This window comes from Gemmatimonadota bacterium (assembly GCA_009835325.1).
In the GTDB taxonomy this organism is placed as follows: Bacteria; JAAXHH01; JAAXHH01; order JAAXHH01; family JAAXHH01; genus JAAXHH01.
Map to the genome: position 1 here is coordinate 12613 of VXWP01000037.1, position 26348 is coordinate 38960.

General features: G+C 63.8%; 21 protein-coding genes. 13 read left to right on the forward strand and 8 right to left on the reverse strand.

The genetic code is table 11. The annotated features are described in order from the left end of the window. Nucleotides 1-55: 55 nt before the first annotated feature. Both priA and F4Z81_04175 read right to left on the reverse strand, forming a co-directional pair. On the reverse strand, nt 56-2515 hold the full coding sequence (gene priA, locus F4Z81_04170; GenBank protein ID MXW04250.1) for a primosomal protein N': 2460 nt from the start codon (nt 2513-2515) through the stop codon (nt 56-58). 17 nt (nt 2516-2532) lie between these two features. Beyond that, a complete protein-coding gene (locus F4Z81_04175) occupies nt 2533-3141 on the reverse strand; it encodes a GWxTD domain-containing protein (GenBank protein ID MXW04251.1) in 609 nt (202 codons plus the stop codon). A gap of 1059 nt (nt 3142-4200) precedes the next feature. Between F4Z81_04175 and F4Z81_04180 the strand changes: the two genes are divergently transcribed. Next, complete coding sequence (locus F4Z81_04180; GenBank protein MXW04252.1) at nt 4201-5250, forward strand: Gfo/Idh/MocA family oxidoreductase; 1050 nt, start codon at nt 4201-4203, stop codon at nt 5248-5250. A 28-nt stretch (nt 5251-5278) separates the two neighbouring features. Beyond that, entirely contained in the window at nt 5279-6100 is an 822-nt protein-coding gene (locus tag F4Z81_04185; protein ID MXW04253.1) for a phytanoyl-CoA dioxygenase family protein, read from the forward strand. A gap of 12 nt (nt 6101-6112) precedes the next feature. On the opposite strand, the gene F4Z81_04190 is transcribed toward F4Z81_04185, so the two are convergent. The 3 genes from F4Z81_04190 to F4Z81_04200 form a co-directional block, all read right to left on the reverse strand. Next, complete coding sequence (locus tag F4Z81_04190) at nt 6113-7135, reverse strand: LacI family transcriptional regulator (GenBank protein ID MXW04254.1); 1023 nt, start codon at nt 7133-7135, stop codon at nt 6113-6115. Between the two features lie 381 nt (nt 7136-7516). Next, nucleotides 7517-8560: a LacI family transcriptional regulator gene (locus tag F4Z81_04195; protein MXW04255.1), complete on the reverse strand. Its 1044-nt coding sequence runs from the start codon at nt 8558-8560 to the stop codon at nt 7517-7519. 171 nt (nt 8561-8731) lie between these two features. Then, complete coding sequence (locus tag F4Z81_04200) at nt 8732-9775, reverse strand: LacI family transcriptional regulator (GenBank protein MXW04256.1); 1044 nt, start codon at nt 9773-9775, stop codon at nt 8732-8734. A gap of 287 nt (nt 9776-10062) precedes the next feature. Between F4Z81_04200 and F4Z81_04205 the strand changes: the two genes are divergently transcribed. Next, nucleotides 10063-11460 carry an amino acid permease gene (locus F4Z81_04205; protein ID MXW04257.1) on the forward strand — a complete coding sequence of 466 codons (1398 nt, stop codon included), beginning with the start codon at nt 10063-10065 and terminating at the stop codon, nt 11458-11460. A 69-nt stretch (nt 11461-11529) separates the two neighbouring features. On the opposite strand, the gene F4Z81_04210 is transcribed toward F4Z81_04205, so the two are convergent. The 3 genes from F4Z81_04210 to F4Z81_04220 form a co-directional block, all read right to left on the reverse strand. Beyond that, the gene (locus tag F4Z81_04210; GenBank protein ID MXW04258.1) at nt 11530-12744 is read right to left on the reverse strand and encodes a nucleoside permease; all 1215 of its coding nucleotides are present in this window, start codon (nt 12742-12744) and stop codon (nt 11530-11532) included. 98 nt (nt 12745-12842) lie between these two features. Then, nucleotides 12843-13754, reverse strand: coding sequence for a hypothetical protein (locus tag F4Z81_04215; protein MXW04259.1), 912 nt, complete (start codon nt 13752-13754; stop codon nt 12843-12845). Nucleotides 13755-14065: 311 nt separating this feature from the next. Continuing rightward, on the reverse strand, nt 14066-14305 hold the full coding sequence (locus tag F4Z81_04220) for a hypothetical protein (GenBank protein MXW04260.1): 240 nt from the start codon (nt 14303-14305) through the stop codon (nt 14066-14068). On the opposite strand from F4Z81_04220, the gene F4Z81_04225 reads away from it, so the two are divergent. The 10 genes from F4Z81_04225 to rny all read left to right on the forward strand — a co-directional run bounded on the left by F4Z81_04225 (nt 14283) and on the right by rny (nt 26336). Next, a complete protein-coding gene (locus tag F4Z81_04225; GenBank protein ID MXW04261.1) occupies nt 14283-14804 on the forward strand; it encodes a peptidylprolyl isomerase in 522 nt (173 codons plus the stop codon). The two genes, F4Z81_04220 and F4Z81_04225, sit on opposite strands and share 23 nt — an antisense overlap. 55 nt (nt 14805-14859) lie before the next feature. Further along, a complete protein-coding gene (locus F4Z81_04230; GenBank protein ID MXW04262.1) occupies nt 14860-17415 on the forward strand; it encodes a peptidase M14 family protein in 2556 nt (851 codons plus the stop codon). Between the two features lie 33 nt (nt 17416-17448). Then, complete coding sequence (locus tag F4Z81_04235) at nt 17449-18432, forward strand: amidohydrolase (GenBank protein MXW04263.1); 984 nt, start codon at nt 17449-17451, stop codon at nt 18430-18432. 61 nt (nt 18433-18493) lie between these two features. Then, complete coding sequence (locus F4Z81_04240; protein MXW04264.1) at nt 18494-19282, forward strand: SDR family oxidoreductase; 789 nt, start codon at nt 18494-18496, stop codon at nt 19280-19282. A 56-nt stretch (nt 19283-19338) separates the two neighbouring features. Further along, entirely contained in the window at nt 19339-19725 is a 387-nt protein-coding gene (locus tag F4Z81_04245; protein MXW04265.1) for a cupin, read from the forward strand. A gap of 8 nt (nt 19726-19733) precedes the next feature. Then, nucleotides 19734-20621: an NAD(P)-dependent oxidoreductase gene (locus F4Z81_04250; GenBank protein ID MXW04266.1), complete on the forward strand. Its 888-nt coding sequence runs from the start codon at nt 19734-19736 to the stop codon at nt 20619-20621. A 28-nt stretch (nt 20622-20649) separates the two neighbouring features. After that, entirely contained in the window at nt 20650-21192 is a 543-nt protein-coding gene (locus F4Z81_04255; protein ID MXW04267.1) for a hypothetical protein, read from the forward strand. Nucleotides 21193-21414: 222 nt separating this feature from the next. Then, the gene (gene rpiA / locus F4Z81_04260; protein MXW04268.1) at nt 21415-22137 is read left to right on the forward strand and encodes a ribose-5-phosphate isomerase RpiA; all 723 of its coding nucleotides are present in this window, start codon (nt 21415-21417) and stop codon (nt 22135-22137) included. After that, nucleotides 22134-24101, forward strand: coding sequence for a heme lyase CcmF/NrfE family subunit (locus F4Z81_04265; protein ID MXW04269.1), 1968 nt, complete (start codon nt 22134-22136; stop codon nt 24099-24101). Before rpiA ends, F4Z81_04265 begins: the two co-directional genes overlap by 4 nt. Before the next feature lie 555 nt (nt 24102-24656). Next, entirely contained in the window at nt 24657-26336 is a 1680-nt protein-coding gene (rny, locus tag F4Z81_04270; protein ID MXW04270.1) for a ribonuclease Y, read from the forward strand. Nucleotides 26337-26348 lie beyond the last annotated feature (12 nt).

A 26348-nucleotide genomic window follows, 5' to 3' on the forward strand; every position in this document is an offset into this window, starting at 1 on the left:
CCTCCGGCGGCCGGGGCTTCCCGATATGCCAGTACTTCCCGCCGGTCCTTTCCCGTCACACCAGCCCCACGGGATCCACGTCGACTTTCAAGTGAACACGCCGACTGTCGGCGGCGCGCTCCCAGTGCAGCCGGGCTTGCCGCACGGCGTCGCGCAGGCGCCCGGAATGGCTGCTCCGCGCGATGATCTGCCAGCGGTACTGGTTGCGCACCCGTGCAATCACAGGCGGCGCAGGCCCCAGTATATGCAACCCTCCCGACTGCTTCCGCAGGAGCTCGGCGAACCGCCGCGCCTCCCGCATCACGTATTCGTCCCGTTCTCCCTGGAACAGGATCCCCACCATGCGCCCGAAGGGTGGATAGCCCAGCGCCTTGCGGTCGCTGGTTTCCCGGGCGTAAAAGGACTCGTAGTCGTGCGCCTGCGCGCTGGCGACGCTGTGATGGCCCTGCGCATAGGTCTGGACGATCACCTCGCCGCCCAGCTCTCCCCGCCCGGTCCGTCCGGCCACCTGCGTCAGCAACTGAAAGGTCCGCTCGCTGGCCCTGAAATCCGGAAGGTTGAGGGAAGTGTCGGCCGAGATGACGCCCACGAGCGTCACGTTCGGGAAGTCGAACCCCTTGGCCACCATCTGCGTACCGAGCAGGATGTCCGCTTCGCGGTTCAGCACGCGGTGGAAGATATCCTGGTGGGAACCCTTACGCGACGTCGTGTCCATGTCCATGCGGACGATCCGTGCGTCCGGAAACCGCTCCTTCAGCTCCTCCTCGACGCGCTGGGTGCCGACGCCCCGGTATCCGATCGACCTGGAACGGCACTTGGGGCAGACCTCCGGCGCCTCGTCTCTATGGTCGCAGTAGTGGCACCGCATGAACAGGCTGTCGGCGTGGTAGGTCATCGTCACGCTGCAGTGGGGACAGGACACGGACAGTCCGCAGTCGTAGCACTGGACGAAGGGAGAGAATCCGCGCCGGTTCAGGAAGAGGATGATCTGCTCCTGCCGGGCGAGGCGGTCCTTGATCCGGTCGGCCAGGGGAGCGGAGAAAATCGAAAAGCGGCCCAGCCTCCGCTCTTCCCGCATGTCCACGATCCGCACGCCCGGCAGGGGGCGCCGGTCCACCCGCTCGGTCAGGCGGCAGCATTCGAATTTGCCGGTCTGCGTATTGGCGTAGGTCTCCAGGGAAGGCGTTGCGCTGCCCATGACCGTCACGGCATTTACCGTGCGCGCCCGGACGACCGCCACGTCCCGCGCATGATAGAGCGGGGGGTCGTCGAACTGCTTGTAGGACGGTTCGTGCTCCTCGTCGATGACGATCAGGCCGAGATCGGACAGCGGCGCGAACACGGCGGACCGTGCGCCGACGACGATGCGGTAGTCCCCGGCGCGGGTCCGCCGCCAGGAGTCGTATCGCTCCCCCGGGGACAGGCCGCTGTGCAGGACGGTCACGAGATCGCCGAAATGGGTGCGGAACTGCCGCACGGCCTGCGGGGTCAGGGCGAGTTCCGGCACGAGCACGATGGCCGACCGGCCCGCTTCAAGGGTCTTTTCTATGGATTTTACGTAGACGTGCGTCTTCCCGCTGCCGGTGACGCCGTAGAGCAGCAGGGACTTGAACGCGCCCTGGCCGATGGCGCCGTGGATCGCCCGAAGTGCTTCGGCCTGCTCCGCCGTAGGATCGACCTTTACCGGGGAGGGCAGCTCGGCGTCCCGGTAGGGGTCGCGTATGGCCTCCACCTCCCGGAGCGACACCAGGCCCTTTTTCTCCAATCTCCGCACCACGGCCCGTTCGATCCGGCCCAGGTGGCGGAGCTGCTCCGTGGTCAACCGTCCGCCGTGCCGCGCCAGGAGATTGATGCAGCTGGCCTGCCGGGTCGCCCGGGGGATCAGCCTGGTCACGATCCGGTCCGCCTCTTCCTTCGGCGGGATCAGTTCGACCCAGGTCTCGTACCGGATGCCCGGACCGGTGCCGGTTTCTCCGATCGAAATCGTGACCAGGCCCTTCGCTTCGAGGCCGCGAAGGGCCGCGAAGGGTTGCCGGACGCGGGTCTTACGCCGGAGGCTCGACAGGGTGACGGCGCCCTGTTCCGGAACCTGGGCGAGCAGTTCGGCCTGCCGGGGCGCGGCGCGGCGGAGCCGGTCCATGCACTCGGGAGGACACGGTTCTTCCCGGCTGACGATCTGTTCGCTTTCCGACAACATGCCCGCGGGCAGTGCGGCCTTGATCGCTTCGCCCCACGGGCAGAGATAGTACCGGCCGATCCACTGCGTGAGGTCGAGCAGCGAGGCATCAAGCACCGCCTCGCTGTCGAGGACGTCCAACAGCGGCCGGTAACGCGGCACGGGACAGGTGTCCGAGAGCGCCGTGATAACGCCGGTCATCCTGCGGTTCGTGAAGACGACGGACACCCTGCGACCCGGCAGGGCCGTGTCGAGGAGATTGTCAGGAATGCTGTAAGAGAATACCTGGTCGACCGGTAGAGGGAGGGCTATTTCGGCAAACCGGACGGAAGCCGCCATAGGCTGTAACCGCCGTTTCAATAAACCCGGTAGAGCTGATACCTGCCATAGCCGTCGAAATCGACGAAGACGAAACTACGGCTTATGTTGTTGTAATGCCATACCTGGTACGGATGGGAGAAGGACCGGTCCCAGGTATGCCGCTCTATCTCGTCCGGCGGACCATAGACGATATAGACCCGGCCCTGGTCGCTGCGCCAGCCTTTCCGGAGTCCGTCGTCGAAGTTCTCGTTCGCGTACGCGATCCGCCGGTAATAGGTGATCATGTGCTCGTTCCGGTCCGTTCCCGGCGTGGGGTCCCGGCGTTTCCAGAACGTTTCCAGGGCGACTTTCTGTTCTCCCGCCGGCGCGTCCCTGTACTTCTTCAGCGTATCCAGCTCGTCGTTCTTGGCGATGTACCTCAACTGCTCGGTGATCTCGCTGAAGTTCTTTGCTGTCGTCAGGGGCAGCAGGAACTGCCAGGTGATGTGGAATTCCGATTCGGCTTTCGCCCGGTTTCGAACGGCGCGGTCATCGACTTCGATCTCGAGGGTGTACACCCCCTGGGGCAGGTCGCTGGTATCGAACCGGCCGCTGTACGCGCCGATATGGCCCTGCCGTTCCAGGGATTCCTCCCGTTCCAGCATCACCTTGCCCGACGGCGACTTGATCTTGTATACCACCGACAGCGGCTGTTGCGCCTCCCCGGCCGCGTCCGAGTACACCTCGTAGTAGATGTACATGTCGGTATGGTCTTCGCCGAAGGCCCGGGTCAGGTTGGGTACGATCCGGATGCCCCTGCGTTCCAGGCCGACATTGGAGGACCCTTCCAGGACCAGTCCGGCGAACTGAATGTCGCTTACGCTCAGCCGGTCCTTGTAGTAGTCGGGCACCTCGAAGGGCCTGGCCATGTCGTGCTGGCTGCCGGTATCCTGGTCGTAGAGCTTGATCTCGAGGTCGTACTTGCCCGGGGGAAGGTAGGTGGTGTACAGCTTGGCGCGGGAATGGTCCATCACCCGCATCTCGACTTCCGTATCCACCAGGACCGAGTCCCGGATGGTCTCGGCGGTAACCTGGTAATCGTCATCGTCGATCACGATCAGCGAGAGTTCGAAACGGGCGGCGTAACGGTCCCCGGCCCTGACGAAACTGAACAGTTCGTTTGAAAGGCGGTAGTAGCAGTCGACACGCGTGCTGTCCACTGTATCGCCGCGCGAGGTGACGATGTCCACCACGGCGAGACTCGGGTTGATCCTGCCCGATTGATCGGGAACGCGGTCCGCCGGAGCAGCCGGAGCAGCGAGCACTGTCATGGCCGGCACCGCGAGCAGCATCGCGAGCCCTGAGAACACCTTGATCCACCTTCCAGCGCCGATCATCGAACCTCCACTGCGGACAAAAATGGCGCGCGGCCTTGCCGGTGCGGACCTCGATTGCAAACGCCCGCCAAAGCGCCTTCCCTGGTGCCTTGATAGAGTTGTGTCGGGGTTTACATTGCAATATATTTGCATTTCGTCGACCGGCAAAAGCATTATTTGCATCCGAGCGCGTCGCGCATTCGCGTGATCGTTCCTTATAGTATTGAATACAAATCCATCGATTCAGTTCCCCGTATCGGCCTGCTCTTCGGCGAAACGGTCGTGACGGTTCATTGGTAAACGAGGTCCGCAGCATAGAGATCCGCAGCATGAAGAAAGGACGTAAGTGTGCCTAAAACGAAGGTCGGTTTCATCGGTGGGGGCGGCATCGCCCGCGAACACATGCAGCACCTGTCCGCAATGGACGACGTGGAATTGGCGGCAGTCTCCGACATCAGCGGCGCCGCCCTGGATGCCTGCCGGGAAACGTACGGCATTCCCCACTGTTTCGAGGACTACCGGGAATTGCTGGAGATGGATTCGATCGACGCGGTCACCGTGGGCACGCCGAACAGCGTCCATTGCGAACCGACCATCGACGCGCTGCGGGCCGGCAAGGACGTCCTGGTGGAGAAACCCATGGCCATCACGGCGGAGGAAGCCGCGGAAATGGTTAAGGCAAGCCGGGACACGGGCCGCATCCTGGTGATCGGTTTCCAGCACCGGTTCGCGCCCGAGGCCCGGATGCTCAAGCGCTTCATCGACCGGGGGGAGTTCGGGAAGATCCTGTACGGTCGATGCCTGGCCCTCCGCCGCCGCGGGATTCCGAACTGGGGTGTATTCGGCCGCAAAGACCTTCAGGGCGGAGGCGCGTTGATCGATATCGGTGTGCACATGATCGAAGCGGCCCACTATCTCATGGGTTCTCCCCAGCCCGTAAGCGCCTTCGGGAGCGCCTACACCTACCTGGGAGACCGGCCCAGCGACACGGTTTCCATGTGGCCCGACTGGGATCACGAAACGTACTCGGTCGAAGACCTGGCGGTGGGGATGATCCGTTTCGACAACGGCGCCACGCTCTCCGTGGAGGCTTCCTTCGCGGCACATATCGGGAAGGGAGAATGGACGTTCTCGCTGATGGGCGAAAAAGCCGGCGGCCAGTTCAGTCCGCCCCGGGTCTTCAAGGACCAGTCCGGCACCATGATCAACATCAAGCCGGACTATCTGCCCGATATGGATGGTTTCCGCTTCAAGATGGAACATTTCATCGACTGCGTGCGGACCCGGAAACCGTCCGAGGCGCCGGGTGAGCACGGCCTTCTCGTGCAACAGATCCTGAACGGCATATACCGGTCCGCCGAGACGGGCCGTGAAGTGCCCATAGCGCCCTTGATCTGAGCCTGTTGAAATACCGGGAGGATATGCGTTGTTCACCGACGATCAGTGGTCCTGCTGGGACGAAAACGGCTACGTGATCATACCCGATGCCGTACCCGCCGCTCACCTGGAAGCCACGATTTCGGCCATCGCCGCGTTCCTGGACCTGGACCCCTCCGATCCGGAGACCTGGTACGCCGATCCGCCCCGCCGGCTCGGATTCGTCGAAATGTACCATCACCAGGCCATGTGGGACAACCGGCAGCATGAGCGGGTGTACGAGGCGTTCAAGACCCTGTGGAACGAGGAGAAGCTGTGGGTAAGCATCGACCGGGCCAACATGACGCCGCCGGAACGGGAAGACTGGCCGCACGGGTTCAAAGAGTCACTGATTCACTGGGATATGGACACGTCGGTCCATTCGGAGACGTTCAAGGTCCAGGGCGTGCTGTACCTGACCGATACGGACGTCAACCAGGGCGGCTTCCAGTGCGTACCGGGGTTCCACAGGCGGATTTTCGATTGGGTGAAGACTCAGCCTCCCGACCGCGATCCCATGCGGCCGGACATGACCGGACTGGAACCGGTCGCCATCCCAGGCAAGGCCGGCGACCTGCTCATCTGGCACAGCCTGCTGCCCCACGGGAACAGCCGCAACACCTCCGAGCGGCCCCGCTGGTGCCAGTACATTTCCGCGAGCCCGAGCGCGGAGGACAACGAGAACCTCCGGCAATACCGCATCTCGCTCTGGAAGAACCGCATGAACCCGGACGCCTTCCCGGGCGATCCGCGCGGCGTCGAGCGCAGGAGCGGTCCCGCGCGCCTCACCGCGCTGGGACGAAGGCTGCTGGGCCTGGACCGCTGGGCGTAATCCGAACAGGACCTAGTCCTTGTTCCCGCCGCAGGACTCCCGGACGATGAGGCGGGAGCGGAGCGTGACCTGCTCGGTCGTATCTTCTCCGCCGATCTTGCGCAGCAGCAGATCCATCGCTGTCCCGGCTATTTCCTGGTAGGGAACGGCCATCGTGGTCAGTGCGGGCGACAGGTAGGCCGATACGTCAATATCCCCGAAACCCACCACGGCCACGTCTTCCGGTATTCGAAATCCCCCGTCGCGCAGGCCGCGGCACACGCCGATCGCCGTGTAGTCATCCCTGCAGAGCAGCGCGGTGAACCGGTCCCGCAGATTCAGTCCCTGGATATAGCCGCCTTCGCCGCGGCTGCCCAGGGGCGGGATGATCTCATGGGCCAGGTCGTTGTCCCCCATCGCCCTGCAGTAACCTCTTCCCTTGGACGAAACCGGGCTTTCGAGGTCCAGGTTCCGGCCAATGTACCCGATCCTCCGGTGGCCCAGTTCGATCAGGTGGTTCGTCGCGTGATAGAAGTCGGCCTCGAGATCCAGCACGACACCGCTGATATGCTCCGTGGGATAGTGGTACGTCACCACGGGTATGTGGTTTCGCACCATGTCCCTTATCCGATCCGACTCCCCCCGGTCGCCCCGCGTGTTGATCAAAAGCCCGTCCACGCCTCTTGAGATCAACTGCCGGATCTGCATGCCCTGGTCGTCCTGCGAAGACCGGGAAGTCCGGTTCACGGCCATGCCCATCAGCAATTGATAGTGCTCGCGCTCGGCCGCCCTGAGAATCTGTTCCGTCTGGTTTCCGTAGGTTTCAAGGGAAATCTGGTAGGTGAGCAGGCCCAGCGTGCCCGTCTTGCCCGTTACGAATCCCTGCGCCATCAGATTGGGCGTATACTGCATCTCGTCCGCGGTCTGCTTCACGAGCATCCGGGTCTTCTCGCTGACGAGATAGGCCGCGCTGCGGGACAAGGCCCGCGAGACCGTGGAGTGGGAGATCCCCAGTCTTTGCGCAATGTCCTTGATGGTGACCTGCTTGACTCTCATGGACCGATCCGATCTAACCGAGGGCCGATCTTGCACTGCCTGTAATCCCACGCCGGAACGGGCCGGCCGAAACGGGCCGTGACCGCGCAGGAAACCAGAACGGCCGGGTCAGGACGTGAACGCACGGGTTGGGATGACGAAACGCGTTTTCGAATCAGTACGATAGCGGAGAAAGACACCACCCATAAAGATAAAATGGGGCGGTTCCGTGTCAAGGACGTTGAGATTGCGGCGGGAAGGACGGTTTGCGGCAGTGGAACGGTCGGCGGGGGAAGGACGATTTGCGGCGGTACTCCAGGCTGCGGAAAAGGTTGGCCGGCGGCGGAAGGACGGGCGGCGACCGGAAGGACGGCGGCGGCGAAACCCCGGACCCCACGCGGGTCACCACGGCATCGCGGCGGGGTCCACGGCGCCGGATCCACAGGATTCCCGTACGATCAGATTGGACGCCAGCACGATCTGACACGCTACCTCCCGGCCCTCGAGAATCTTCACCATCAGTTCCATCGCCGCGCGCGCGATTCCCCTGGTGGGCGTTGACTGCGTCGTAAGCGCGGGCGTCACGAATGCCGATACGTCCGAATCACCACTGCCCACGACGGCCACGTCGTCGGGCACGCGGATCCCCGATTCGCCCAGGCCGCGGTATACGCCGATGGCCGTGTAGTCGCTGCAGCACAGGAGGGCGGTGAACCGGTCCTTTACCTCCCTGGACAGCCGATAGCCGGATTCCGTCTGCTGGCGGCCGACGGGCAGGCAAACGGGGTGGAGGCCGTGTTCGGTCATGGCCTTGAAATACCCCCTGCCCCGGGCGGCTTCATGGCCGGGGCCTTCCCAGTTCTCGCCTAGGAACCCGATGCGCCGGTGGCCCAGCGCGATCAGATGCTCCGTTGCCCGGTGGAATCCCGCCGCGAAGTCCAGCACCACGCCGGGGAAGCCCCGGGCGGGATAGTGAAAAGTCACCACGGGCACCTGGTCGTCGACTGCGGACAGGATACGTTCCGACTCTCCCTCGTCGCCCATGGTCTGGACCAGGAGTCCGTCAATACCGCTTGATATGAATTGCTCCATCTGCGCGGCCTGGCCGGTCTCCGGGGACAAGGCGCCCCATTCGGCGGACATGCCCACGAGGAGCCGGAAGTTCCGTTCGTCCGCGGCACGCAGAAAGCTTTCGATCTGCGTGCCCGCCTGCTCCTGGCAGCTTTCGCCGGCCAGCAGGCCCAGCGTACCCGTTTTTCCCGTGGCAAATCCCTTGGCCATCAGGTTGGGCCGATAGGAAAACTCCTCGGCAACCTGTTCAACTCGCCGGCGGGTTACCTCGCTCACCATGTGCGACTTGCTCCGGGACAGGGCGCGAGAGACCGTGGTGTGGGAGACGCCCAGTGTTTTCGCGATGTCCTTGATCGTCACCCGCTTCTTTCTCATCGGCCCTTCCGCACCGGTTTCCCGGACGTGTTCCGGGTAGCCGGTTACCCGACCGAAGGCCGGGACCAACGCCCGTTTTTGATAGCTTAAGCAGCGAATTACACACGTTTGCAAAACCGAATTTGGCAAGGCCTGGTGCAGGTGTCAATCAGTTTTTTCTACGGTGTGGTCTTATCCCGCGCCGCAGGATTCCCGGACGGAAAGATGGGGAGTGAAGACGCTCCGCCGCGGGCCGGGGCGGCCGCGGATCTGGTGAAGGATGTCCTGTACCGCCCGGGCGGCCATATCCTCGAACGGGATGGAAAGCGTAGTCAGGGATGGCCTGACGTAAGCCGAGACCTCGTTGTTTCCGAATCCGGTTACCGCCATGTCGCCGGGAACCCGCACGCCGGATTCGATCAGTCCCCTGCAGACGCCGAGGGCCGTGTAGTCAGAGCAACATGCAATGGCCGTATACCGTCCGTGCAGCGCCCTGCCCAGATTGTATCCGGACCGGGCGCTTCCGATTTCGACAGGAACGATACGAGGCGTCAGTCCGTGCCTGCGCATCGCGCTGCGGTAGCCCTTTACATGGGACCGAGGACCGCCCGAGCCGATCGGGTCTTCGCCCAGGAAACAGATCCGTTCATGGCCGAGCCCGATGAGATGCTCGGTGACCGCCTGCATGCCCGGGGCCGGGTTCAGGAGAACACTCGAGACATCGTTGACGGCGTATCCAAAGGCCGCGACGGGCAGTTTGCCTCCCGCGGAATGGACGATCCGGGCCGACTCGCTTTCATCGCCGAGGGCCTGGACCAGGATGCCGTCCACGTCGCGGGCCTTCAGATGCATGAACTGATCGACCTGTTCGGCCTGTGCGGACCGTTCCGCACTTTCTGTTTTCCCGGAAGACGCGGTCCGGCTCGACACCGCCGCGACCAGCACCTGGTAACCTTCTCGAACCGCGGCCTGCACCAGGTGGTCGATCTGCCTGCCGGTGAATTCCTGGCCGATCCGGTTGGTCACCAGCCCCAGGACGCCTTCCGTACCCTGCACGAAAGCCTGGGCCAGGAGATTTGGCGAATAGTCCATCTCCGCCGCGGTCCGTCTCACAAGCAGACGCGTCTGTTCCTTTACAAGGTGGGACATGCGGGGAGACAGTGCCCGGGAGACCGTGGAATACGAAATGCCCAGCCGCCTGGCGATGTCCTTGATCGTGACCGGCCTGTTCCTCACGGGTCTGGCTCCCGTGGCTGTGCGCGGCACACGACGGCGGGCTGAATCAATGCCTTGTCCATCCAGCGCACACGTGTGTATAGGCGGCCGTGACGATACGCTGGTTCATGGATAGTGTATCTCGAGTGCATTTGCGGTGATCCGGATCTTAAGGTGTGGATAAGCGGTGTGGGTATCCTGCGAAAAGTAGGTATCTGCCGGGACGCTTGTCAAGCGGCAAGGTGGGCACGCGCCCGACCGGCCGGCCCGTGGTCCGCTGGGAATAAAACTGTGGCGAACCTTTCCCGTTGGATGGTATCTTCCTTCCTGTGAAACCCGATTCATCCAGTCCTTTCCAGCTCGAAACCGAACTCAGACGCGATCTGGGCGTGGTATCCGCCACGACCATCATCGTCGGCGGCATTATCGGTTCCGGCATCTTCGGCGCGCCGGCGGGCATTGCCCAGCAACTCGGCAACCCCGGCCTGTTCCTCCTCGTATGGATCCTGGGCGGCGCGCTGGGTTTCGCCGGAGCCCTGTGCTTCGCCGAGCTCGGTACCATGATGCCGCGGAGCGGCGGGCAATTCGTCTACCTGAACGAGGCCTTCCCGCCCATCATCGCCTTCCTCTACGGATGGGTGGAGTTCGTGCTGCTCCAGAGCGCCGGCATGGCCGCCATCGGCGCCATATGCACCAGCTACATGGGGTACTTCATCCCGGCGATCTCATCTCAGATCACCGTGCTGGAACTCGGCCCCCTGAACATCTCTTCCCAGCAGGTCGCCGTCTGGGCGCTGATCCTGTTCCTCTGCTATGTCAATTACGTCGGCGTTCGTTTCGGCGGACTGGTGATGAACCTGACGACCTTCGCCAAGGTAACGGCCCTGGTCGGCCTGGCGCTGCTGGCCGCCTGGATCGGCGGAAACGGCGAACACTTCGTGCCGCTGGTGCCGCCGGACATTGACTTCAGCATCCTGGCCGTGCTCGGACCGGCGATGATCGGCGGGCTCTTCGCCTACCAGGGCTGGGTCAACACCAACATGGTCGTGGGCGAGGTGAAGGATCCCCAGCGTATCCTGCCCCGGGTGATCTTCTTCGGCCTGGGCCTTTGCACCCTCGTATACCTCGCGGTCAACTGGTCCTACCTGTACGTCCTGAGCATCGACGAAATCGCGGCCTCCGAGCGCGTGGCGGCCGACGCGGCAAGCCGGCTGATCGGCCCCGTGGGCGCGTCGCTGATCTCGGCGGCCGTCATGATTTCGACCTTCGGCACCATGAACGGCACCATGATCATCACCCCCCGGATCCCCTATGCCATGGCGAGAGCGGGCCTGTTCTTCAAGTGGTTCACCCACGTGCACCCCCGGTACCGGACGCCGTCCCGCGCCGTCGTGGCCGTGTCGATCATGGGTTTCGTGTGGACCTTCCTGGGCGGCTTCCAGGCCATCATCAACGCCTTCGTCTACATCGTCTACCTGTATTACGGTCTCAACGTCCTCGCCCTCATCGTGCTCCGTCGCAAGCATCCGGACGCTCGCAGGCCGTACAAAGTCCCCGGCTATCCCTACGTGCCGGTGCTGTTCCTGGTGGTGGTGGCGTGGGTCGTGGTGACGGTCGTCACCCAGAATTTCCTGCAGGCGCTGCCCGGACTGGGATGCCTGGGCCTGGGGGCCGTAGTTTACCTGGTCTGGTTCCGTAAAGCCTGACGCTGATCAGGACCCGGGACACCCGCGACCCGCCGCGCCCTCTTCCTTTCCCTACCCCGACGAGCACTTTTACCCCGACGGGCGCTTTTCCGCTTTGAATCCGGCCGCAAACAGGATCAGGACCAGTACGACCAGGGCGGCGGGCAGGATCCAGAAAACCTGCCAGTCCGACAGGCTGAGGCTCCCCGTCGATCCAAGAAAGGCATTGTAGACCCGGCCGGCGATCTGGGCGCCGATCAGCATGCCCAGTCCGCTGGAAACGAGGACGAACAGCCCCTGGGCCTGTCCGCGGTTCGCGGGCGTCGCCTGCTGGTCCATGTAGACGTGGGCGGTCACGAAGAAAAAGTCGTAGCAGATGCCGTGTAGGATGATCCCCGTAACGATCAGGGTCCACAGGGCGTCCGGCGCGCCGAGGGAGAACAGCCCGTACCGTATGATCCAGGCGACCATGGCGATCAGCAGCATCCGCTTCACGCCGAGCCGCCGGAAGAAGAAGGGCATGCACAGCATCAGGAACACCTCGGAAAACTGGCCCAGGGTCTGCGTGCCCGCGATGTTCGTGAATCCCGTCGCGCCGAGGTAGATCTGCGTGAAGTTGTAGTAGAAGGCCAGCGGGATGCAGAGGAGCAGGGCGCTCAGAATGAACAGGTAGAACGACCGGCTTCCCAGTTCCTGCAGGGCGTCCAGCCCGACCACAGACCGCAACGACGCCTTCCTCCCCGCGGCGGCCGGCGGCGTCCGACCGAGCGTGAAGCTGTACAGCCCCATGACCACGCCGGCTGCCCCGGTCGTGTAGAGCGGCCAGGCCGTCTCTTCGGGAATGACCCCGCCCGTGAACAGCCCAAGGACGAAGCTGATGAAGAGACCCGCGGCGATCCAGCCGACCGTGCCGAACACCCGGATCAGCGGATACTGCGCTTCCCGGTCCTCGATCCGGTGAAACGTGATGGCGTTCACCAGGCCCAGGGTCGGCATGTAGCAGATGTTGTAGGCCAGCAGGAGGAGGATGAAGAGGAGCGGCGAATCCACGGCCCCGGGAACGAGCAGCATGACGCCGCCTGCCAGAATGTGCAGCCAGCCGAGGATCCGTTCCGGCGCGAAATAGCGGTCCGCCACCAGGCCCAGGAAGAAGGGAGAGATGATCGCGGCCACCGGATTTACCGTGTAGGGCCAGTGGGTCAGGTCTCCCATCCCGTGGGCGCTCATGTAGACGGCGATCGTCGTGAACCAGGCCCCCCAGATGAAGAACTGGAGGAACATCATGAGACAAAGGGATGGGGACATGGAATCCTGGTTTTATGGGCCAGTCCGGGCCGCCTGGTTTGCCGGTGCCGCCGGTGCCGCCGGGCAGACCGGGACGCGGCCAGCGGTGGACACCGGGACTACCTGCCGACCTTGTAGCCGTAGCCTACGGCGATCCACGCCTTGACCGGCTGCTGCCGCAAGGTGGCGGGATGATACCGGGAAGCGAAGATCTTCTGGAGCAGCAAATCGTCGATCTCGGCGTATCCTGTTGATTCGATCATGGTGGCGTCCACGACCTCCCCCTCTTCATCGATCAGCAGCTCGAACCGGACGATGCTGTCCTTCACGTGGCGAAGGTTCCGCGGGATTTCCCTCCGGGAGATGCTCATGTTGAGCCGGCGCGGTATGGGCGGCGTGTCGTATTTCCACGTGCCGTCGCCGCCGTCGCCGAGGCCGCCCGTACCGCCGCTCCCGGTTCCTCCCTCGACGCCTCCCACAACGCCCGATCCCGCCATGCCGGTCTCGTCGCCGGGTTCGCTTTCGGTATCCATGGCGACGGCCACGGCTCTTTCCATCTCCTCCTGGGAAGCGATCTCGTGCTCTTCGGCGATCAGGCTGTCGTCGATCGGTTCGGGTATCCCCACGACCACGGGAACGGGCACACCCTGGCTCATGATATCGTCACCGGGATCCTCCGGCGGCTCGAGCCGTCCGGGACGGCCACCACCCTGCTCCGACGTGAGCAGCCTGGCCGGATCGATGAGGTCGATCAGGTGATCGGGATAGGGCAGGATCTCGAGCTCCACCATGGGCTCGAAGTCGATCCGGCTGTAGATGTATATGCCACCTGCGGCGAAGAAATGCAGGAAGGCGGCGAACCAGACTCCGGCGCCGAGAAACCGGCGCGAGAACCGCTTTAGCGGGTGGGGAACCAGATCCTCGACCTCGTACCGATCCAGGTACCGTCCGATCCGGTTTGCGTACTGTGCGGACCACGCGAACCATGCGGTCCGTTCGGACCGTGCTGACCGCTCAAATCGCCTGTTCATGGGAGGTCATCTCGGGGGGCGGCCACGAAGGCCCGACGGGAGAAAACTGACTGCTCGGTTTATGCCCATAAGTTCCACCGCGCCAGTCGTACTGTCAAGGTTTTTGCCCGCATCGAAGGGGTGCTGCGACCCCGCTGGATGCTGCCATAAAACGCTTGACAGGGACCCACCCCGGTTTCATCATGCCTTACGTTTTCAGGTTCGTCCCGCCTTGCCGGGTGAACCGGTATCCGCTGCGGTTTCCACGAATTCACGACGGTGTTCATCCCACGGTCATCCGGACCGGGCGTCACGGGTGGCCGTGATGCCGTTTACCGGACGGGGATCATGCTCATGAGCGTTCCGACGACTGGAATGAAACGCATCCTGGCCGGCCTGCTGCTCTGCGGTCTCTTCGGCGGACCGGGCGGACCGGGCGGACCGGGCGGACCGGGCGGACCGGGCGGACCGGGTGGCCTTGCCATCCTGGGCGTCCCCGGCGAACCAGACGGCCAGGTCCACGCCCAGGAAGAGGGAATCACCCTGGAGATGACCACGGAAGCGGGGACCATCGAAATCTTGCTCGATCCGGTCCGGGCGCCGGTTACCGTGGCGAATTTCATGCGGTACGTGGATGCCGGACAGTACAACGGCGGGGTGTTCCACCGGACGGTGACCATGGACAACCAGCCGAACAACGATGTGAAGATCGAGGTGATACAGGGCGCCGTAAACCCCGATTACCGGGACGACAGCTATCCGCCCAACAGCGGATTCGATCCGATTCCCCTCGAACGGACCTCCACGACCGGACTGAAGCACGTCGACGGGGCCATCTCCATGGCGCGCATGGGGCCCGACACGGCAACCTCCGGGTTTTTCTTCTGCATCGGCGACCAGCCCGAACTGGATTTCGGCGGCAAACGCAATCCGGACGGGCAGGGATTCGCCGCCTTCGGCCGCGTGACCCGGGGCATGGACGTGATCCGGAAGATCCAGATGTCCCCCCGCGAAAACCAGCGTCTCATGCCGCCGGTCGTGATCACCAAAGTAGAGCGAAAGACCAGGTAGGCAGCAACGACAGGATAACCACGGACGGGACAACCTCGGACAGGAGGAGCGCTTCATGGCCGATCGCGTTGAGCGGCCGGAATCCTTTTTCGGCTTCCGGCTCGGCGACGACCGCAAGATGGCCCGCTGGGACCGCATCGCGGAGTATTTCTACCTGCTGAACCAGCAGAGCGAGGACATCCGCGTGGTCAACCTGGGTCCTACCACGGAGGGCAACCCCTTCCTGATGGCCATCATCACCTCCGCGGAGAACCAGGCCAGGCTGGAGGAGCTTCGGGAGGTCAACGGGCGGATCGCCGATCCGAGGGGCCTTTCCAATATCGAAATCGACGGCCTGGTGCAGGAAGGCAAGGTCATCGTCTGCCAGTCCATGAGCCTCCACGCCAATGAAATCGCCGCGACGCAGATGGCGCCTCAGCTTGCGTACAACCTGGTGACGGGCGAAGACGAGGCCACGAAGCACATCCTGGAAAACGTGATCTTCCTGATGGTGCCCTGCTTCAATCCAGACGGGCAACTCATGGTGACCGACTGGTACAACGAGCACCTGGGCACGGACTACGAGGGATGCGACCTGCCCTGGCTGTATCACCGGTACTGCGGCCACGACAACAACCGGGACGCCTTCATGCTGAACCTGGTGGAATCGAAGTACATGGCCCGGATCATGTTCCAGGACTGGCATCCCCACGTATTCCAGGACCACCACGAAATGGGCGGCTATCAGCCCCGCCTGTTCGTCTGCCCCTATTGCGAACCCATTCATCCCCACGCCGACCCGCTCGTATGGCGCGAGATCAACTGGTACGGGGCCCACATGGTCTACAAGCTGGAGGAAGCGGGCCACCAGGGCGTCATCAGCGGCGCCATGTTCCCGGCCTGGTACCATATGGGGTTTCACTGGCTCGGCAACTACCACAACATCGCGAGCCTGCTTTCCGAAACGGCCCAGGCGAAACTGGCCAGTCCCCTCTACGTGCATCCCCATCAGCTCAGGGGCGAGGACGGAAACACCCTGCACACGCTGCCCCATTACAAGCCGCAGACCAATTTCCCGAATCCATGGCCGGGGGGCTGGTGGCGGTTGCGCGACATGGTGGACCAGCAGCTCGTCGCCGCCACCGGAATCATGGATATCGCGGCACGGTGCCGGGAAACGGTGCTGCGGAACGCCGTGCAGAAGGCCCTGCATCAGACCCAGAGGGGCCGGGAAGACGATTCCGCGGGTTTCTTCATCCGCCCTGACCAGCACGATCCGGCGGTCGTGACCCTCCTCGTGAACGCCCTGCTTCGCCAGGGCATCGACGTGCAGCGAACCCGGACCCGGGCGACGGTGGGAAGCCGGGTCTATCCCGCCGGTACCTGGTTCATTCCCAATGCCCAGCCCAAGCGCGGCGTGGTCAAGACGCTGCTGGAGCGGACCTTCTGGCCGGACGACGCCTGGGCGCGCAAGGCCGACGGCTCCCCCACCAGGATCTTCGACACGACGACGGACACGCTGGCGGAGATGATGGGCGTCCGCGCAGAACCCGCGGATGTGCCCCACGCAGCCCTGGACGTGGAAGCCCTGAACCTGGATGCCGTGACCGAACCGGCGCCGGCGAACGGTGCGGTGACCGGCGACGGCGCGCACGGCATGGCCATCGACCCCCGTTTTAACGCCGCCTTCGCCGCAGTCAACGCGGCGCTCGTTGCGGGCGCGGATGTCTGCCGTGCCACCGGCCCCGTGTCCGTGGGCGGCCAAGGCATGTCGCCCATGCCGCCCGGCGCCTTTATCGTCAGCGGGATCGACCAGGCGAGGTCCGAGGAGATCGTCCGGGATGCCGGCGCCGCGGGCTACCGCCTCGAAGATCCGGTGGAAGGCGAACCCGTCGGGCCGCCGCGCATCGCCATGTACCAGCGGTACTGGGGCGGCAACATGCCCGAAGGCTGGACCCGCATGACGCTGGAGCAGTCGGGTTTTTCCTACCGCTCCGTACGGGACGCCGATATCCGGGACGGCCTCAGCAACCTCTGCGACGCGTTCATCCTGCCCGACGACACGATGGACATGATGGCCGGCACGGAACAGGAGATCGAAAGACGCCTGAAGACCGTGCCCCAGCCCGAAAAGTACCGCAGCGCCCTGGGCGAATCGGAAATCGAGGCCATCGGCGCCTTCGTGGAGAAAGGCGGCACGCTCGTGGCCGTCGGCCGCGCGTGCCAGTTTCCCATCGAGAAGTTCGGCCTCCACATCACCGACGTAACGGCCGGACTGCCGGAAAGCGCGTTCTTCTGCCCCGGTTCCACACTGCGGATCCGGGTCGACAACACCCACCGGCTGGGATACGGCATGCCGGAGCGGGCCCTGGCCATGCACCGCGGCAGTCCCGTGTATTCAATCAACCCATCGCACTTCAACGACCGGTACGAGGTGGTTGCCGCCTATCCCGAGAAAGACGTGCTCGAGAGCGGGTGGCTGATCGGCGAGGAACACATCGCCGGCAAGCCCGCCATGATCAGCGTGCGCCACGGAGAAGGCCGCATCGTACTCTACGGGTTCCAGGTCAATTTCCGCAACCAGACCCACGGCACCTTCAAGCTGCTCTTCAACGCGTTGTACGGGAGCTGACGCGCAAGCGAGCGGAGAGGACAGGCCCACCCCATGCCCATCGTCGATTTTCACAACCACGTCTATCCGCCCCGGTACGTCGAGGAGATCCGGAAGGGTCCCAGCGCGTACACCGTGACCGATGACGAAGACGGCAACCCGGTCCTGCACTCTCCCGGCGACTACAACATCCTGGTGCCCGGCCACCGGCTCATGGACGTGCGCCTGGAGGTCATGGACGCGGCCGGCGTAGACACGCACGTCATCACCTTCACGGCGCCCGGTACGCTCATCGAGACGCCGGACCGGTCCGCCGAACTCAGCAGCAGGGTCAATGATCTTTTCGCCGAGATTCAGCAGGCCCATCCGGACCGTCTGCCGGCCCTGGCCACGCTTCCGCTGAACAAGCCGGAGGCCTGCGCCGCCGAACTGGAACGGGCCGTCGGTTCGCTGGGCCTCAAAGGGGCGTGCGTGTACAGCAACGCCAACGGCGTGGCGCTCAGCGATCCGTGCTTCTGGCCCATGTACGAGATCGCGGACGATCGTGAAATGGCCGTCATGATCCACCCCACCTTCCCGCTGGGCGTGGAGGCCATGAAGGACTACATGCTCATGCCCGCCGTGGGATTCCTCATGGATACGACCCTGGCTACGGCCAGCTTGCTCTTCAGCGGCGTAGTGGAACGCTTTCCGAACATACGCTGGGTGCTGGGCCACCTGGGCGGCGCCGTGCCCTACCTCGCCGAGCGCTTCGACCGGTGCTACGAGGCCTTTCCGCAGTGCCGCGCCAACCTGGAGCACCATCCCACCGTCTACCTGAAGAACCAGTTCTACTACGACACGGTCAATTTCGACGTAGACGCGCTGCATTTCGCCCTGGGCTTCGCCGGCACCGGGCGGATCCTGGCCGGGAGCGACTATCCCCACCAGATCGGCAGCATGCCGAAGATGATCGAGAGCATCAACGCGATGGACCTGACCGAAGAAGACCGCACCGCTATCCTGGGAGGGAACGCCGTCCGCCTGCTGGGGTTGTGATCGATCCGCCGCCGGACGAACCGCGCGCGGCAGCGACTCTATCAGTTCGGAAACGGAAATCATGGACCTGAAAATCCGCGGTAAAAGAGCGATCGTCACCGGCGCCAGCCGGGGCATAGGACGTTGCTGCGCGCTGGCTCTGGCCCGGGAGGGCGCCCGCGTGTGCGTCACGGCCCGAAACCGGGACCTGCTGGATGAGGTGGTCCGGGAAATCGAATCGGCGGGCGGTGAAGGGCACGCGGTCACCGCGGACCTGACCTCGCTGGACGGCTGCCGCAGGGTGGTCCTTGAAGCCGCCGACGCCTTCGGCGGTATCGACATCCTCGTCAATTGCGCCGGGGCGGCCCGGGGAGGCGACATCCTGGAGCTTCCCACGGAACAGATCGACGAGGGGTTGGCGCTCAAGGCTCACGGATACCTGCGGATGTCACAACTGGTGATCCCGCATATGCAGGAGAACTGTTGGGGCCGCATCGTCCATATCGCCGGCAACGCGGGAACGAGCCCCGGCCGCGGCAACATACCTCTGAGCGTGGCCAACATCGCCGTCCTCAACAGTACGCGGGCCCTGTCGGACGCGGTATCGGGAGACGGCATCCTGGTCAATGCCATATGTCCCGGAATGACGAACACCAAGCGGGCCCGGGACCTGCAGCAGGTGGAGGCCGACCGGCAGGGGCGCGACGTCGAAGACCTGCTTCGCGAAGCCGGCGAGCGGCTTCCCGCCGGCCGCATCGCGGAACCGGAGGAGATCGCTGCCGTGGCGACTTTCCTCGCGTCCGAACCCTGTTCGTATGTCTTCGGAACCGCCGTCTACATGGATGGAGGGGAGCGCCGGGGCACGCCTTGATACCGGCACACGACCTGTCGTCAATAGCTGTCGTTTCCAATAAAAGGAGAACCATCATGGCTGAGAACACTTCCAAGTCTTTCGCGGCGCATGCGGACGGCGCGGACTGGGTCAAGGGGCTGCGTCCCTATTTCGTGTACCGCGACCTGGGCATGAAGTCCGCCACCGAAGGGCGTGTGATGGCCCACGTCATCCGGGCCGCCCAGTCCTGCGACGGCCCCATGGGCTATCATTCCCACGAACTCGAGTTCCAGATGAACTACCTGCTCAAGGGCTGGGCGCGCATCGACCTGGCGGACGTGGGCGAGATCGAGGTGACCGCGGGCGACGCGTGGTACCAGGCGCCCGGCGTCGCCCATGAGTTGATGGAGTACTCTGACGATTTCGAAGTCATCGAGATCACCATACCGGGTGACTTCCCGACCATCGACGAAACGCGTTAGGACCGGCCATGAACGTGGGATTCATCGGGCTGGGCAACATGGGCAACCCCATGGCCGCCAGCCTCCTGCGGGCCGGACACGCCCTGCGCGTCCACGACCTTGAACAGGACAAGGCCGCTAACCTGCTGGAGGCCGGGGCTGCCTGGGCTTCTTCCCCCCGCGAGGCGGCCTCGGGCGCCGACGCGGTCCTTACCTCGCTCCCCGGTCCCGCCGCGGTAGAGCCGGTCGTCCTGGGCGAGGAAGGCGTGTTCGAAGGGCTCGCGCGCGGAACCATCTATATCGACACCAGCACCGGCGAACCTGAACTCATCCGGCGCATCGCCCGGGAAGGCGCGGCACGGGGGATCGACGTGCTCGACGCGCCTATCAGCGGCGGTGTATTCGGCGCCAGGGACGCTACCCTGACCGTGTTTGTCGGTGGCCCGCAGGCGGTGTTCGACCGGTACGAACCCCTTCTGCGCGGCGTGGGCGAAACGGTCGTCCGCATGGGGGATACCGGCAGCGGCGTCGCGACCAAGCTGGTGAACAATCTCATGATGTTCATCAATTTCATCGGCGCCTGCGAAGGGATGGCCATCGGCGCGCGGGCGGGCATCGATCCGCGTAAGTTAATCGAAGCCATCCGGCCGAGCATGGGCCAGAGCCGGATGATGGAACGGTGCCTTACGCGCTTCCTGGACGACCAGTTACTGTATTCTGCCGTCGACCTGGGGGTAAAGGATATGCACCTGGGCGTAGAGCTCGGCAGGTCGCAAGACGTCCCGTTGGAAATTGCCCCGATGGTCGAGGACCTCCTGAGGCGTTACCAGGACCGGGGGAACGCACAGGCCGACCTCCTGGAGTACGTAGGAGACTACCTGAAGCGGGCGGGCGTCGACCCGTCCGGAAAACCGTGAGGAAAACATGCGCGGAAAAACATCTTCCATGCTGACCGTATTTCTGGTACCGGGCGCCGTCATGCTGGGCGCCCTTCTACCCGAAGCAGCCGTTCCGGACGCCGCCGCAGCGGCCGCCAGCCCGGTTTCGACGGCCGCGAGCACGATCGACGACGCGGCCGCCAGCCCGCAATCCGAGGCCGGGTCGCTCGATATCCAGGGCGCCTGGAAACCGGAATCGTACCGGCTCAAATCCGGACCGGTCCACGAGGTGACCGGCCTGATCGCCTTCACCGAGAAGGACTGGTCGGTCCTCTTCTTCATCGTGACCGACGAGGGCCCGCGGAGGGGATCCGGCGAGGGCGGCACCTACACGCTGGAAGGGGACAAGCTGACTTTCCGCCACCTGTACAACCTCTCCGGCGGCCACGCCGTCGACGGTTTCGAGGCCAGCGAGCTTTCGATGAGGGTGAGGCCGGCGGACGCCGATGACGCGCCTGCCGAGCCCTGCACCATCACGATAGAGGAAGATCTCCTGACCATCTTCTTCCCCAGCGGAAACGAGATGACCTTCCGCCGCAGTTCCCGTTGAAGTGGGGGCCGTCCCACGCCGGCGGGCGAATCCTGCTGCCGGACCGTTCCACGATCTGCGCCAGCCGTCCCACGCTCCGGTCCCACATGTGCCCAACTCTCGCGGCCCGCGCAGACTTCCGGATACGTGCGCTTAAGGACCGGAATCAGTTGACTTGATCGGGTGATCCGGCTTATCTTTGGACGCTGTCATAGAGCCGGATCGATACCCGGAAACCAGTACATGCCATCCGAAGACCTCACCCGAGACATGAAGAGAACCGTCGGCATCGAGGCCGCCCGTATGGTCGGCCCGGGCAACGTGGTCGGGCTGGGCACCGGATCGACGGCGGAGTTTATGATCGAGGAGCTGGGTCGCCGCGTGCGGGAGGAGCGGCTGGACATCGTCGGCATCCCCACCTCCTTCGACGCGTCGGTGTTGGCCCGCGGGAACGGCATCCCGGCGGGCACGCTGGACGACGTGGACCGGGTCGACATCGCCGTGGACGGCGCGGACGAGGTCGATCCCGCGATGAACCTGATCAAGGGCCGGGGTGCCGCCCACCTGCGGGAAAAGATCGTGGACGGCATGGCCGAACGGTTCATCGTCATCGTGGACGAATCGAAACTGGTCGAACGGTTGGGTACGAAAAGCCCCGTGCCGCTGGAGGTCCTGCCCATGGCCGTCCGGCCCGTCATGCGCGCGGTCGAAGCCCTGGGCGGGGAACCCGTGCTCCGGATGGCGGTCCACAAGGACGGACCGGTCATCACGGACCAGGGGAACATGGTGGTGGACGCCCGTTTCGACGGGATCGACGACCCCGGTGAGATGGAACGCGCGCTCAATAACGTACCCGGCATCCTGGAGAACGGCCTCTTCGTCGGACTGGCGACCGAGGTCCTCGTCGGGAGGATATCCGGCGAAGGCAACATCGAAGTGGAAAGAAGAACACGAGCCCGTAAATGAACGATATCGGATACTTCAGCCTCCTGCTCGCCTTCATGACGGCGGCCTACGGCGGCGTGACCAGCGTAGTCGGCGCCCGGGCGCGGAACCCGCAGATGATCGCCAGCGGGGCCCACGGCGTCCTCGCCACCTTCGGCCTGCTGACCCTGTCGTCCATCGTGCTGGTATACCACCTGTACACGGGCAACTTCCAGGTGGAGTACGTCGCCTCCTACACCAGCAGCACCCTGCCCGATTTCTACCGCGTCACCGCGCTGTGGGCCGGACAGAAGGGCTCCCTGCTCCTGTGGGTATGGACCCTGGCCCTCTTCGCGCTGGTGGTGCACCTGACGAACCGGGACCGGAACCAGACGCTGATCCCCTATGTCCACGCGGTGATGATGTCGGTGGTCCTCTTCTTCATCGCCCTGCTCGTCTTCGTGGCCGATCCCTTCGAGCTGCTGCCCTTCGTGCCCGCCGAGGGCCGCGGCCTGAACCCGGTGCTGCAGATGCCGCTCATGATCATCCACCCGCCCATCCTCTACCAGGGCTACGTGGGGACCGTGGTCCCCTTCGCCTTCGCCATGGCCGCGCTGATCACAGGGGAACTGGGCGACACCTGGATACGCACGATCCGCCGATGGACCCTCTACGCCTGGTTCTTCCTCGGTTTCGGCCTGATGCTGGGCGGCCGGTGGGCCTACGTCGAGCTGGGATGGGGCGGCTACTGGGCCTGGGACCCGGTGGAAAACGCGGCGCTCATGCCCTGGCTGACCATCACGGCCTTTCTCCATTCCGTGATGATCCAGGAGAAGAAGGGCATGCTGAAGATCTGGAACTTCATCCTGATCATCCTGACCTTCGGCCTGGTCTACTTCGGCACCTTTCTCACGCGAAGCGGGGTCGTCTCATCGGTGCATTCCTTCACCACTTCGGGCATCGGCCCCTTGTTCCTGGGTTTCGTCGTCGTCTCGATGGTGTTGTCCTTCGGACTCCTGATCAGCCGGCGCCGCGCCCTGAAGGCCCGCAGCGAACTCGACTCCTTCGTCTCGAGGGAAAGCAGCTTCCTGCTGAACAACCTGGCCCTCGTCGGCGTGTGCTTCGCCATCCTGTGGGGGACCATATTCCCCGTGCTTTCCGAGGCGGTCAGCGGGGAAAAGATCACAGTGAGCGCGCCGTACTTCAACCAGATCAACGTGCCTTTGGGCATATTCCTGCTCTTCCTCACGGGCGCGGGTCCGCTCTTCGCCTGGCGAAAGACGTCCGTGCAGAGCCTGAAGCGGCATTTCTCCATACCCATAGCCTGCTTCCTCGCCGCCGCCGCCATCCTGCTCGCCTTCGGCATCCGGCACGTCTACGCCGTGCTTTCCTTCAGCATGTGCGCCTTCGTGGCCGGCGCCATCGGTCTGGAGTTCTACCGCGGAGCCCGCGCGCGCCGGTCGACGAACGAAGAATCCTGGCCCGCGGCCTTCTACCGCCTGGTCATGAGCTACAAGCGCCGGTACGGCGGGTACGTCGTCCACATCGCCATCGTGCTCCTCTTCGTGGGCTTCACGGGGTCGGCATTCAACCGGGAGGAGAATTTCGCGGTCCGGGAGGGCGAGTCGTTCCAGATCAAGAACTACACGCTGGACTTCGATTCCCTCACCGAGACCAACATGGGCGAGTACGTGTCCTACGCCGGCATGCTCCGCCTTTCCGTGGACGGCGAGCCCGTCGTGATGATGGCCCCGGAGAAGCGTCTCTACCCCATACAGGACCAGGTGACTTCGGAAGTTTCCATCTGGTCGACGGTGAATGAGGACCTGTACGTCGTCCTGGCGGAACTGAACGAAACGCTTGACGTAGCTACATTTAAGGTCTACATTAATCCATTAGTAAACTGGGTCTGGATCGGTACGGCGCTGCTTATGCTGGGGACGATCATCCTCTTCCTGCCGGATCGATTCGGACGTAAACCAGGCACACGCGAGCGGCCCGCATAGCCGCGTCGCAGTTTGAGATACGACAACCCGGATGATGCACCGGTAGCTATATATTGTAATACCAGATTGGGTAACTCGATAAGCAGGATGGGGGCGCTCGGGAGGAAGAACGGGCGCATTGGAACACGGATTTCACAAGCAAAACGCATGACCGACACCGTTCCTGGCGAACAGGTGGAATCAGAATCAGTTCAACTTCAGATTTTACTTTGATGAATTATGCACGCACTTTCCCGGCGCCGAAAGGCGAAGGAACTTTCTGAGCGGATATCACTGCAAACGCTTGACGGCAGATCGTCGGGAATACGCGCATAAACGCCCCTTCGGTGGAACGGTTCGAAAGATGCGGGTGCCATCCCTTCCTCGCCCGTAAGCAGAACGCCCCTGCCGGCGAAAGCCGACCCGGTCACCATCCGGTCCGGCGGCCAGCTTATCGACATTAATCCCGGGCTCGACGCCACTGCTCGACGCCACCGCGCTCGACGCCACCGCGCTCGACGCCACCGCGCTCGACGCCACTAAAGGGATAAGCTGCTCTATCGCAGGGGGTGTTGTATGGAATTCCCATTGGAAAACCTGAACGGGTTATTGCTGCCCCTGGCCGCGCTGACCGTGTTTTCCGCTCTCGTCGGGCTGGTCATCGGCATGCTCTGGCGGCGCAGCAAAGCCGGCGAAATGGAGGAAAAGGCCCAGAAGCGCGCCCAGCGCCTTTTCAAGGAAATGGAAGTTCAGCGCCGGGCGGAGATGCTGGAGGAGAAGAGAAAGTGGCACGACGCGCGGGAGGCCCAGGAGGCGGAAATCAACAGTAGGCAGTCCGCCCTGGTGAGCCAGGAGCAGGATATGATGGACCGGGAGAAAGAGTGCGAGCAGCGGTATGACAACCTGAAGGACCGCGAAGATCAGACCAGCCTGCGGGAAGACGAACTGGAAAAGTCGGAAGAGAGGCTGAACGCGCAGGAAGTCCGCCTGAAGGAATCGGCCTCGGAATACCGAAACCGGCTGGAATCCCTGGCCCGGCTGACCTCCGAGGAAGCCAAGCAGCAGCTCCACGGCGAACTCATCCGCGACGTGAAGCAGGAAGCCGAGCACCAGGTAAGGGACATACTGAAAACCGCGCAGACCAATGCCAACCGGGAAGCGAGACAGATCGTCACGCTGGCGATCAGCCGGTGCGCGGTGGATCAGTCCACGCAGACCAGCGTCGCGGTGGTTCCCCTGCCCAACGACCAGATAAAGGCTCGTATCATCGGTAAAGACGGCCGCAACATCCGGACTTTCGAGGCGGCCAGCGAAGTCAAGGTAATGGTGGACGATACGCCTGAAGCCGTGGTTATCTCCTGTTTCGACCCGATTCGCCGGGAAATCGCCCGGACGGCCATGGCGGATCTCGTATCCAACGGGAAGATCACCCAGAGCCGCATCGAGGAAATCATCGGGCGGGCACGGGAACAGATCGACAGCCGCCTGCTCTCGGAAGGACAACAGGCCGTCAACGAGCTCAAACTGAAATCGATGCATCCCGAGATGATGAAACTGGTCGGCCGGCTGCGGTTCCGGTCCAGTTACGGCCAGAATGCCCTGGATCACTCGAAGGAGGTGGCGTTCCTCACCGGGATGATGGCCGTCGAGATCGGCCTGGACGAACTGCTCGCCCGGCGCTGTGGACTCCTGCATGACGTCGGCAAGGCCCTGGACCACGAGATGGAGGGATCCCATCCGGAAATCGGCCTGGCCTTCGCGGAAAAGTACGGCGAACCCGAGGAAGTCAAGAACGCGATCATCGCCCATCACAACGACGAGAACGAGGAAATCACCTCGCCGATCACTTTTCTGGTCGCCGCCGCGGACGCCATTTCGGGCGCCCGTCCCGGCGCCCGAAGGAATGATCCCGAAGATTATGTCCGCAGGGTGGTGGAACTGGAAGAACTCGCCCGGTCCTTCGACGGGGTGGCTGACGCCTACGCCATCAACGCCGGCCGCGAGATCCGGGTCATGGTCCGGCCGGACCAGGTGGACGACGACCAGACGCACACGCTGGCTTCCGAAATCTCCCAGAAGATCCGCAACGACCTGACCTATCCCGGGCACATCAAGGTGACCGTCATCCGGGAGAAGATCGCCCACAGGATGACGAACAAGCGGGACGACCAGCAGCACGGCGGACGTCGAAGGTCGTACGGACGAAACCGGAACCGGCGTCAGGCTCCGGCGTCCAGCGGACAGGCGGCGGGATAACCACGCCGCGCA